Genomic DNA, 11449 nt, shown 5'->3' with positions numbered 1-11449 from the left:
GACCCCCTTACAAGCGCCCACGAGCGCAAGTTGGCGCGTACACGTCTCTACTATCGCCTTGCCGACCAGTGGTTTCAGAGAGGGGACTTATGAAAGACTACCCTCCAGATCACCAGCAGCGACTCGCGCTGGATGATCCGGCACTGTGTCAGACGGAGCGTGTACGTAGATTTGACACTACAAAAGAAACTCTAGACAAAAGAGTTTCTAAGTCAGGGATTCAGACACGGGAGAGCAGCCCCCTTAGGGAGGTTGCTTTCTCCCGCTCTGAATCGAATACAGACCGATCAGAATCGAAGGTAGACCAGCACAGCTCTAAGGATCTGGTATCTGCCACTCGCCTGCTGTTTCCTGCCCGACAAAAGCTCTACAGCGTGGACGTGTTTGGACGGCGAAGCGAGATTGAGACGGGGCACATGAGCGCGGATGCATACCAGGCGCTTCTGGACGCTTGCCAAAACCCGATTCGCTTCGATGGTTCGCCCCAGGACTACGCGCTGACGGCGGCGCAAGATACGCATATGGAGCTTCCTGAGGGCTGTAAGCTTGGCCCAGAAACGGGACTACCTTTGGCTGAATGGTGGGAGCTACCAAGTGCAGAAGCGACAGTCGAAGAGATTCAGGCGATGATCCGGCGGAACTTGGAGCAAGCCGAGCGCGATGGTAGGGGGATTTTCTCACGTACAGACTTGCTTTTGATCCCTTCGCCGGTGCGGAGATCACCTTGATAGTTGCTCAAAATAATGGAGAACTAAAAATGTTACATCTACTATGACTTGTACGTCGATGAGTAAAAACAACCTATCGTTTCTTAACCGATCTAAAAAGTGAGCCTTTGCCTGAAAACACGTTCAGATCGATTTGTGTTACATTAGTCAAATCTGACACGAACCTAATGTTACTAACTCCAGGCGGTATATCAGGTGGGATAGACGGTACGTTTTTTGCGTCATAAAAACGTAACGATTGTTTTGCAAGCTCTATATCGAATCGCTCATCACTAGCAAGCCGCCAACTATCTCCAAGCGTTGCGGCGACAGATTGCTCTATTTTGAATTGAAGCCCAGGTAAAGAGGAAAGAGATTTTGATATTATATCCAATAGGTCAATTATCGATATTCCGGCACCAGATGTTTGTACGAACAATGAAGCAATTATTATCTGACCTTTAACAGGTGCAATTAATTGTTCTAAAGAAAATGAATGTCTTCTAATTGATCCATTTGTACTCTTGATCTCTATTCTCTGATTCCCAAGCGCAAAGTCAAAGTGATCTTCAGGGGTAATATGCCATGCTTCTGCGAGAATAGATGGTGAAAATGACTGAGAGATAATAAATAATTCTGCCCATAAACCTTGTAATGAATTTTTTGGAGGAGAAGAAAGTGCAGAAAATAATGTTGCTATTTTATCTACCGCATTACTAACCACACTAGTATTCGGATTTTCTCCAATAAGTAGTATAATTACAGAACAAACGCGTAAAAAGTATGCTTGCAGCAAAGGATCTGTACTTATGCACTGTATAATCGAAAATTTCCCTTCTTCTGAAATTCCATTTGAATCAATAATACGACATTGGTATCCATGATTAATGATGACATGCTCGAGTGATATTGGATGATATGAATAATTATGATCAATATCCGATACAGAAATAATGAGACAGGGCTTTCCTGACTGATCTTTTCCTATGCGATAAAGATTATAACCGGGCACTAAAGATGCTGATAATCGAGTTGATGCTCCGTCAGTGATTATCTGAAGGTTATTGAAAAGTTGCACTAGATCCGGGGATAGCATTTTATGCCACCTCATTGTGCTGTGACAACCACTCAGCAGCTATCTTCTTAGGTACCCAAATTGATACTGCGGGAACATTATCGGCCACTATTTCCCCATCTTTTGACACTTGGAGGTTGCGAATAAGAATTGTCAATTCGTTACTTTTTTCAAGATGGTCATCACCGGGGTAAATTGCTCCATTATTATTGGGGTAGGCTCCCTGAGACATATTTGGAATTTCGTCTTCATCATTTAACTGATGCCTTCGAAGTTTACCTCCACTGATATAGTATATATTACATATTGCTTCTGCTTTTATATTTGATTGTTCAAGATAATTTTTCACTTGCAACAGTAGCCCATTGAATCTTATAGAATCAGTAGCACGAGTCATATGTAACTTAGTCAAGAAATCTTCATATGTTGTTAATAAGCTAACTGATTTTGCAACTAGGTGTCGTTGGTATTCAGTTCTGTTTGGGTGGCCTTCATCTGCAACGAGCGTAAGGGATTCAAGAAAATTTTGTACATAAAGGCGATTATCAGTGATTGCTTCTTCTGAATCGTGTGGTGCTTTTGGATTGAACCAACTATCTGAAAATTTACCTTGGATGTACTCACGGCCAATTACACCACTACGAGTAGGACGCATATCTACAGGAAGCAAAAAAGTCCTTCGCCAATCGCGAAGTGCCCTGCCAGTGGCTTGATGTTCCCCTATTTGTTTTCTGACATTCTCTTCATGTGCTACATATCCTTCATACGCTGTGCGCACTTGATCTTCTAAATAAACTCGACAGTATCCAAGATAGCTCGCTTTATACCCAAACCAGCGGGCGCGCTGTTGAATCGTATCTGCATTACCTACACCTTTTCCTCGCGGCATATAAGTAACAGTCAGCCCTTCAATGGTAAATCCCCGATTTAGCACCTCACCACCAACGATAATATGTGAGTAGTCTTGTTTAAAATCAGGATTTTGCGTTTTACCACGTGATGCATTGACTTCCATTATTACTGTCGTTTCTATAGCAGGTTTTAAGAAATTGATAAGTTTTTCAAAATCTGGAATATCATCAACAGTCAATTTGAGTTTATTATATGAAAGTTTAAATTCTTCAAGAAGTTCATGTTTATCAAACTCTGAATCTGAAAGACTCAGAATTTCTAGCCAGTTATTTCTGATCGATGTTACCCATTTTGCATAACTAGCATGCTGCATAGTCTCCTTAGATGGGTGCACCATCATAGATCGATTATCGTTACTGCCCGGATGTTCCATTAACCCCGCAGCAACACCAATGTAGAAAATCCGCATCGCCTCTATCAAACTCGATGGCGGGGCACTTAAGGGGAAGTCTTTAGTTCCTATTTCCTCGGGCTTAATCCGCTCCAAAAGATCGAGATCTTTCTCAAAAAATACCCTACCACCTGTATAATCTGCGCCTGGAGTTAGCACTACAGCAAAACTAGGAGATAGGACATCAATTAGATTTATTAAGAATAATGCCTGTGGCGTGGCAGTGTATTGTAAAAAAGAATGATTCGGAATAAGTTTTCGAATTGATACAATTTTTGAATATGTTGGACTTTCTTTTTGTTTTTTTACAAGATTATTTAAGCCTGCTTGGTCAGCCTCATCATCAATAATAATGGCAGGAACGTTTTTTAGGTTTAATGAACTTAACAATTCGATAAGATTGCTTAGATGCTTACTGTTCTTCATAACAGTGATAAGTACTGGCCTCTCAATCAGTCCAGACGCACTACTATCCGAATGAATGGCTGATTCAATTCCCTGACGGATTTGAGGTAAATTTTTCGGATTCTCATAAGTTCTCCAGACCCGTCGATCATTAACACCAAGATCTTGTTTCACCCGGACGTTTGATTGGTTATTAAGGTTAACAGTACCTCCTGAAAGTAGAATTACTAAGCGAAATCCATTGTCTCGAGCAAGGGCAGTCACTGCGGTAAACGACATTGTTTTACCGCTTTGTACATAGCCAATAACGAGACCCGTTCTGTTCCCACTCTGGCCGGTAGGAGAATTGCATCTACTCACGATGGAGATTGTTTCACGCGCGAAAACCTCCTTAGCCGAATCGTTGAGGTGTAAGTTACTTAGTAGAGTGAGTAACTCATTGCCGACTCTTGGTTCCCATAATGAGCCTGGGGTTTGCTGAGGTCGGAGGATCTCAATAATTTCTGATGTCATTTTTGTTCTCCAGTATAGTTCATAACTATGGCTTAGATAGCGCATCTCTTAGGATTTTATTGATATTACGTCTGAATGTACTTGCCATTTTAACTCCACTGTCGCGTGCCAGTAGCTCAGACAGTGCAACGGCTACAGCCATGCGGAGTAGAGGTTCAATATCCGTGACCGATGTTCCGCAAAATTGCTCCATGAACGGGTGGGCAAGAGATAAGCGAATACCGAGCCTTCGTAGTTCGTTTCCTGATACTGAACATTGACCATCACTCAGACTCAGCCAGTCGCTTACTGCCGGGTCTCCTGTTAGCTCTAGTGTGATTAGCCATTGTTGATTATCGTAAGATATTTCAATTTCACGTTGAGCATAAGTGATTATGTCAGGAAGTTCTTTCGGTGGCGGCTGTTCGTCTGGAGTTTTTTCTAGCTCCTGAACGATTTCTGGAAGTTCACGCTCCATTGTCTTAGCAGTGCGCTTAGTAGCCTGATGCGCTCCTGCCCCTAGTTCTGTGGGAGTGAAGCGAGACCTATGGCCTGTTGATTGATCAAGTAGAGGGAGAGGATGTGAGTCCAAATGTTCCTTCAGTAGCTCGAGGAACGTTTCTTCATCTTCTTCCCATCTGAAGCCGTCTTTAGTATGGCTAACCTCAAATCCCTCTAACTCCAATTCGCCAAAGAGCCTTTGGTAGACAAATCCATTTGACTGTCCAAAGATAAAGGTGGGGCGATAGGTATCATCAATACTCCCTTGGATAAGCCTACAACGCCTAAAAAGCGCGAAGCCAGCTTCGGAGGCACTTCCCGTCTTTCTGATACCGGCAAATCCGCGTGCACTCAGCCCCTTGCCAAAGTCGAAGTCAATCTCCTTGCGCCATTCAAGAACTCCGTCATCTGGTTTTTTATGATAAGGGGATATAAGGATAGTAACTTCTGGATATACTAATTTTTCACCATTGTAGATGAGTTCAAGTGTTCCATTACGAATAAAAATCCTGTAGATGCTTGCAAGATGCTCTTTGATCTTACTTACAGTTTTTCCAAGAGGCTGTTTGTGTAAGTTTGTCAGTGTGACTTCAGTAAAGTGTGCCTTCGCACCTATTGGTCGAGAGCTGATAGTTAGTTCTTCAAGTTTGTCTTGAATAATTTTTTCTATATCAAAGGATACAGTTCGCTCCACAGGATCATGCAGGGCAGACGTTCGAACAGACCAATGGCTAGCAAACCAACAAGCAGCACTCTTCATTCCCATCCCGAATTCTGACAGGCCAGTCTGATCAGGCGGTACCTCTGCTGGGCGAAATGCTCGCGGAAAGTCGGCTACGCTTATTCCAGCCGCATTGTCTCTGATCTGAAGGCGGCCACCATCAGTCGTGTCCAGGTCAATATGGACTCTTAACTTGACGGGTTTGCCATGTATAGCATCTATTGCTTCTTTGTTGCTCAGAAAACTCTGTAAGGAATTATCAACGAACTCAGCGATTGCAAACCAAGGTTTATAATTCAGGTGGCGCAACACAGAAAGGATGCTAACACCTGGCCTGATATTGACTTTATCTACGACATTTTTTTCTGGCATTGTTCCACCTGTACATCTATAGTTTGGCTAGAACCACATGCACATTTATCGTTTTGATCGCAATCGCATTTTGTCTTTTCTGTTACTTTTGGGCCGATGAGTGCAGCGGCAATTAGTTCAACAACGTGGGCGTTGACAGCATTGCCAAGTGCCTTGAAAGCCTGGTTACTGGAAATGGGAAGGTTTTTGAGGCTTTGTAAACTTTGTAAGGATGCACACTCTTTTGGAGTCATATAGCGTTTTTCCCATGCAATAATGGGAACCTGAGTAGAGGTCATAGCTACCAGGGAAGGTGCAGTAGTCGGTCGCTTCACTCGGACACCTGAGGCCCGAAATTGAATGACATATTTCCATATGTCACGCGTTTCGCCTTTGCAATTCCATTCAAATTTTTGGAGGCTCGGTGGAAATTGAAGTATCTTCGGCATCCATGCGTCTATCAATTCCTTATGATCTGAGTATAACTTACGATTTTTTTTGATAAAATCTATTTTCCAGTCAGGGAATTTATCTTGTTTAGCATAGGAAGGTAACTGCTTTAATACTTGATCAAGAAGTATTTCGTCATCGATTACTAAGGGGGTTCCGTGGCAACCTAATTTGCCACGGAGGTTCTCTAAGCCCGCTTGTGAAGGTGATTGCTCGAGATATGGATAATCAGCTCCAAACTCCATTGACCATATAGGAAAAGATGGAAACGCCTTATCGGATGGAAATGCCTGGAGAAATTCTTGCCAGACGTCAAGGCATCTAGTAACCTGATCAGATAAAGGTCTTAGTGGTGGTTGAGAATTAGGCTCAAGAATTGTCTTTATTGATGGTTGTTGATTCTTTATGGGTATTGGCCAATTGAAATCCTCCAATGGCGAGCGGCTAGCAATAATAAAGAGACGTTCCCGTCGCTGGGGCACTCCAAATTGGTGAGGGGAAAAGTGCCTGAAATGTGGGTCATACCCTTCTAGCCTTAAAGCAGATAAAATATTTTCGAAAGTCTTACCATTATTATGTTTTTCAAGATTTGGTACATTTTCTAGAATAATATATAGAGGTTTACGAAAGTGAATTATTCGAAGTATATGCTCAGTGAATAAATCACCAGATTCAGGATGATCAAACCCTTGTTGCTCACCTGCTTTTGAGAATGGCTGACATGGGAACCCTGCACAAAGAATATCATGCTCAGGAACCTCTTCATCTAAGACTTGGCGTATGTCACCCTTTGGTTCAATATCAAAATTCTGTTTATAAAGTAACCGAAGTTGCTCATCGAGTTCACAGGCAAAAACACATTGATGGCCAAGTGCTGTCAAGCCGACATGAAATCCGCCCAATCCTGCAAAGAGGTCAATAAATCTCATTTAATAGCAACCCATCCAGGGAAGCTATTGTTTTTTTGAAAACCAATCATCATTCTTTTTTTCTTTTCCTTTGTGTATCTGTTACTTGATTGCTTAATCAGCCTGTACCTATAAGGTTTGGAGTTTCTTGACCCGAGGTTCTAGCCATGCAGTTATTTTTTCGGAGAGTGCTTCTGTAACCCAGTTTATACCTGTAGAGCCTGCTGACAGTATTCTGTACCGATCGATAATCATGCCCTCATAACGATTCGTATCGCGCCTTAAATTGTCACTATCAAGAGAGAAGGGTATAGATATGGCTTTTTGGGGTACTATAGAGAAATCAATCATCTTGCTCCAATACGCAAGATCAGGCTCCTTAAGCTTTTCTTTCCATTTTGCCCCACTCGCACACTGTACGAAAAATGTTGGTATGCCAGGTCGGTCATCCGTAAATGGTTTATATGAAACTATGTCAAGACCTGCTTCATTCGTTTTGTCGTTAATCCATTTTTCAATGTTTCCACCTGGTGATTCATTTAATATTCCTGCGATATTGGCAATCAGACCCCTGAATACCGTAGTTTCGCTATCTGAAATCTTATTCTTGACTGCATTAGCCCATCCAGTCTGGTAAATCTTCCAGCCATGAACACTGAGTGATTGACATGTCAAATCTTCAAATAGGTTGCCTTGTTCATTAAAATCAGTACCAAACTGAGTTGACCATTTGTCATAATAGTCTGAACGAGACAACATTAAGCAAAAACTATGAGCTATATTATTAATATCTAGAGATTTTCTTATTTTTAGGCCATCCACAATTATTGGACTGCCTGATCCCATCCAACTTGCCCGTCTATCAATTTCTGACCAGCATATCTCTACTTGTTCAGTTGCAAAATCTTGACTTTCATAATACTCATTCTCGCAGAGAATATCTATAATCTCAATTTTCGATACTTCTTCATCAGTAAATACTATGCTTGACTCAATCCAGTCAGCCATGATTGAAGTATTTATGTTGTGTTTTTTGATTGATCTTGCAAAGCCCTTTTGTGGTAATGTTAGCATTATTTTTCGTTTCCCAAAAGCTCAGAGCGAATTTCAGGGAATGATTTTAGAACCTGTAATACATCTTTACCTAAGCGTTGAATGGCTTTCTGAAGACGAGTATCGTCAGTGTAATGATGTACTGTTCCCAGAGCCTGCCTGATACTGTAGGCCGCTCCTTCAACAAGACTAATTGTTTCTTCTTGATCCCCACCAGCTATCCGAAATGCTGTTTCGAGGATTGGACGCTCACTAGTTTCAAGATATGCAACTGCGTCAATACTTTCTAGTGCGCGACCAAATTGATCCACATAACGTGAATCGCTTATCAATGGGGGCTTTTTCTCCGTCCCAAAGAGCCACTCTGCAAATCGAATTAAGTGCTCAATCTTGTCTTTAGGCACCGGCACCCTTGCTTTATCAGGTTCGGCCTCAATGTCGATACTCAGGTACGACTGGACTCCGGAGGTTCTTAGGGACAGAAATAAAACACTAAATTTATTCTCAACGCTTGAGATCGAAATCTGTTCGTCAGTACTCTCCATTTGCAGAAGAATTCGATAGGAGATGTAGTTGCGTCGAACCGTTTCAGTGTGGCTACCTATTTTCCGCATGACTTGTGTATAGGTTAGACCTTCCTCGTCAATGAGTTTGGCGATAAATTCTGCCTTTTCTGCAGGAGCCCATTCCTTGATACCAGATACATGCCTAAAGCCTAAATACGCCTGAATTTCACTTCTTGAGTCAGCCAAGAGATAGGGGGCTACAGCCAACCGATCCATGGCTTCTTGAGATGCACTGGCAGCAATCGTAGCCCACTTTCTTGAAACGGGGTGACCCGACTTTGCTCGGTGCAGCAGTTTGAGTGCAGCAAGTCTGCGGTTACCTTCAACAACGACAAGCTGCTCGACTCCCTGATATGATTCACGAATCACCATCAGGGATTCTTGAATCCAGAAGCCACTTTCTATGAAGGAGATAGCCAACTCTTCAAGAGCCCAGCCCTGCATGGTCTCAAGAATTTGATCTTGAGATAGATTTTGCAGAGTTACTTCTCTGCCCAGACGTGGATTTTTCGGATCAAGGTACAGATCACTTATCTTGGCGTATTCTAATTTTGAGGCACTTTGCATTTTAAAAGTATTCCTGCGGCGAGCTACTCTTTGGAAGAGGTCAGGCGAACCTAAACACAACCGCCGATTTTACTAACGCAGCCTGCGGAATTTTACCTTACGAAGTCTCTTTTTGCTTCTGCATCATCTTCTCCCCTGGAACTGGCGACGCGGGCTTTTTGCGCTTCGTGGTGCTCGCGCCGCTTTCGAGGTCGTGCCTTCATCAATCTGAATGAACTTGTATCAGGTGTTGTAGCAAACTCCCAGAATCTGGCAAATCTCCGCGACCGAGCGGGTAGTGCCGTTCTTGAGTGCCAGCGCCGTCTTCTGTTTATTAAGGTGCTTTTCCCAAAAAATAAGGCCAGAGCTATTGATGGATCATGAGCCCAGCTACGGTTTGATCCTTATCTTTTTCGCTGAGCAACCAGTATCGCCGGATCGTCTCAAGACGATCCGGGCCTGCCAGTTCCGTCACCAAAACAATATTCAGGTTCGTGGTGAACGTGTGTCGCACCACATGGGGCGTCAGGCATTCAATCTTCGCCTCCGCGCCCTAGTATCGGGGCGTACATTTCCTCGACCAGACGTTCAAGGCGAAAAAACACTGGGCTTGGATTCTTTGTCGTGTCCACCTCTCCTCTGAGGCTACTCAGAAAAATCCTTCGGAGTTGCAGCTCCTCAAGTATCTCTAGTCGGCGAGTGCTGGAGCGACTGAGGCGCGACAACTCGTTGACCACCAGCGTGTCGCCAGGGGAGAGGGTGGCTAAGGCTTTTGCAAGCCCTGGTAGGTTGCCGGAGCCTACGTCTTCAAAAAACTGAGTGCAGCCCGCTGCACTCAGGGCAGCTTTCTGCGCTTCGATATCGGACTCGCTGTTTGCCACTCGGGCATAGCCAATGATCTTTCCCATACCCGATTGTACCTGCCTGATGGAGCTTCTACAGCGAAGAACTGTCAGTACCTTCAGCGCAGTGGAGGTACAATACAGGTTATAAATGGCGACTCCGTTTGATGCGACGACTAAAGTTCTAGTGGACTTCGGCCCGGATGACTGGCTCCGATTTCTGGAATTGCCGTTCACTAGTTGTCAGGTGATTGACTCCGATCTAGCTACGGTTTCCACCGAGGCAGATCGTCTGATCGAGGTCGAGACGGCAACGCCTTACGTGGCGCACATCGAGTTCCAGAGTGGTCACGACGGCGCGGCGGTTCCGGAGCGGCTTCTGCGCTACAACGGGATCGCTGTGATGAAGACACGTAGGGCGACCCTAAGCTATGCAATCTTGCTACGCCCCGATGCCGATAGTCCCCGTCTGACAGGAGTGCTTGAACTAAGACGCCCTGACAGCTCGGTGTATCTGCACTTTGAGTACTGTGTGGTGCGGCTCTGGCAACTCGCTGCGCAAACGATCCTAGCGGGTGGGCTGGCAACTTTGCCGCTGGCTCTGCTGTCTGACCTGAGCGGAACGACTGCTGAGGCGGTTGTCAAGCGGATGGATGAGAGGGTTCGGGCGGAAGCGTCCGAGAATGAGAGTGAGGAGCTCTGGGCGAGCACGTATCTACTCTCGGGCTTGCGGTTCGATGCCGGTGAGTCCGAAGCGCTTTTGGGGAAGGTGGTGGCACAGATGAGAGAATCAAGCACGTATCAGAAAATCTTAGCCGATGGGAAGGCCGAAGGGCTTGTGACGGGTCGCCTAGAAGGGCGGCTGCAAGAAGCGCAAGATACCCTCGTCCGCATCGGCTCGCGCCGTTTTGGGACCCCGGATACGTCCATTCAAGGCATTCTAGAACGAGCCGCATTGCCCCGGCTCCACGAGTGGATTGATCGCGTTGCCGAAGTGGAATCCTGGGAAGAACTACTGGCCGCGTAACTCCTATCATCGTGAATGATGGAAGTACGTTTCTCGTTGAGTCATTTGTTGTGACGGCACTATCAGTGCTATCACTTTCCCCATGCTATGTTTTCTCCGGCCAACCTGGTGCGCTGGCAGAGTTGCCGTGCCATGTCTTGAATCTCACTGTCGGAGGGGAGTGCAGTTCCTGCCAGCCGCAGGAGCCGGACTGCCTCGTTGCAGAAGCTGCGGGCTTGGTCGTGTGATACCCCAGGGAGCCAGTCTGCTGGGATAGGGCGAAGGGCTTTAACGATGCGCTGAGGGCGCTGGCCAATGTCGCTGGCATGAGTCGGCTTACCATCAGGGAGCAGATAGGCTGCCCCGCGAACTGCCGAGCGGACGGCGGCGCGGATGAACCCGGCAGGTGATCGAAGCTTTGATGTGCTGGCAACCCCCACGGCATGCTGTAGCTGCTCCAGCGTTCCACCGTCCTTGGCAATGCCTTCCGCCAGCATCTCCGCTTCCGGTAGCGGGATTCCAG

The 11449-nt window shown here is 45.2% G+C and carries 10 protein-coding genes; 2 read left to right on the top strand and 8 right to left on the bottom strand.

The window, feature by feature from the left end:
- Positions 1 to 416 precede the first annotated feature (416 nt).
- Positions 417 to 728: a hypothetical protein gene (locus RMO15_RS02410; RefSeq protein ID WP_309707468.1), complete on the top strand. Its 312-nt coding sequence runs from the start codon at positions 417 to 419 to the stop codon at positions 726 to 728.
- A gap of 73 nt (positions 729 to 801) precedes the next feature.
- Here the strand turns inward: RMO15_RS02410 and RMO15_RS02405 are convergent, their stop codons facing one another.
- From RMO15_RS02405 to RMO15_RS02375, 7 genes are all read right to left on the bottom strand, one after another.
- A complete protein-coding gene (locus tag RMO15_RS02405) occupies positions 802 to 1785 on the bottom strand; it encodes a PD-(D/E)XK motif protein (protein WP_309707467.1) in 984 nt (327 codons plus the stop codon).
- A gap of 19 nt (positions 1786 to 1804) precedes the next feature.
- The gene (locus RMO15_RS02400) at positions 1805 to 4003 is read right to left on the bottom strand and encodes a Z1 domain-containing protein (RefSeq protein ID WP_309707465.1); all 2199 of its coding nucleotides are present in this window, start codon (positions 4001 to 4003) and stop codon (positions 1805 to 1807) included.
- A gap of 25 nt (positions 4004 to 4028) precedes the next feature.
- The gene (locus RMO15_RS02395) at positions 4029 to 5576 is read right to left on the bottom strand and encodes an ATP-binding protein (protein ID WP_309707463.1); all 1548 of its coding nucleotides are present in this window, start codon (positions 5574 to 5576) and stop codon (positions 4029 to 4031) included.
- Positions 5555 to 6934 (bottom strand): DNA (cytosine-5-)-methyltransferase, encoded by a 1380-nt coding sequence (locus RMO15_RS02390; RefSeq protein WP_309707461.1) that lies wholly within the window; start codon positions 6932 to 6934, stop codon positions 5555 to 5557. Before RMO15_RS02390 ends, RMO15_RS02395 begins: the two co-directional genes overlap by 22 nt.
- 108 nt (positions 6935 to 7042) lie before the next feature.
- Complete coding sequence (locus tag RMO15_RS02385; protein ID WP_309707459.1) at positions 7043 to 7987, bottom strand: hypothetical protein; 945 nt, start codon at positions 7985 to 7987, stop codon at positions 7043 to 7045.
- Positions 7987 to 9099 (bottom strand): hypothetical protein, encoded by a 1113-nt coding sequence (locus RMO15_RS02380; RefSeq protein ID WP_309707458.1) that lies wholly within the window; start codon positions 9097 to 9099, stop codon positions 7987 to 7989. Before RMO15_RS02380 ends, RMO15_RS02385 begins: the two co-directional genes overlap by 1 nt.
- A gap of 512 nt (positions 9100 to 9611) precedes the next feature.
- Positions 9612 to 9986: a recombinase family protein gene (locus RMO15_RS02375; protein WP_309707456.1), complete on the bottom strand. Its 375-nt coding sequence runs from the start codon at positions 9984 to 9986 to the stop codon at positions 9612 to 9614.
- Between the two features lie 85 nt (positions 9987 to 10071).
- Between RMO15_RS02375 and RMO15_RS02370 the strand changes: the two genes are divergently transcribed.
- A complete protein-coding gene (locus tag RMO15_RS02370; protein WP_309707454.1) occupies positions 10072 to 10947 on the top strand; it encodes a hypothetical protein in 876 nt (291 codons plus the stop codon).
- Between the two features lie 71 nt (positions 10948 to 11018).
- On the opposite strand, the gene RMO15_RS02365 is transcribed toward RMO15_RS02370, so the two are convergent.
- Positions 11019 to 11449: hypothetical protein (locus RMO15_RS02365; RefSeq protein ID WP_309707452.1), on the bottom strand; the 431-nt coding region annotated here is incomplete at its 5' end.

The sequence above is a fragment of the Armatimonas sp. genome (assembly GCF_031410135.1).
Taxonomy (GTDB): Bacteria; Armatimonadota; Armatimonadia; order Armatimonadales; family Armatimonadaceae; genus Armatimonas.
Note: the sequence above shows the minus strand (reverse complement) of the source record. Positions and strands in the feature narration are given on the sequence as shown.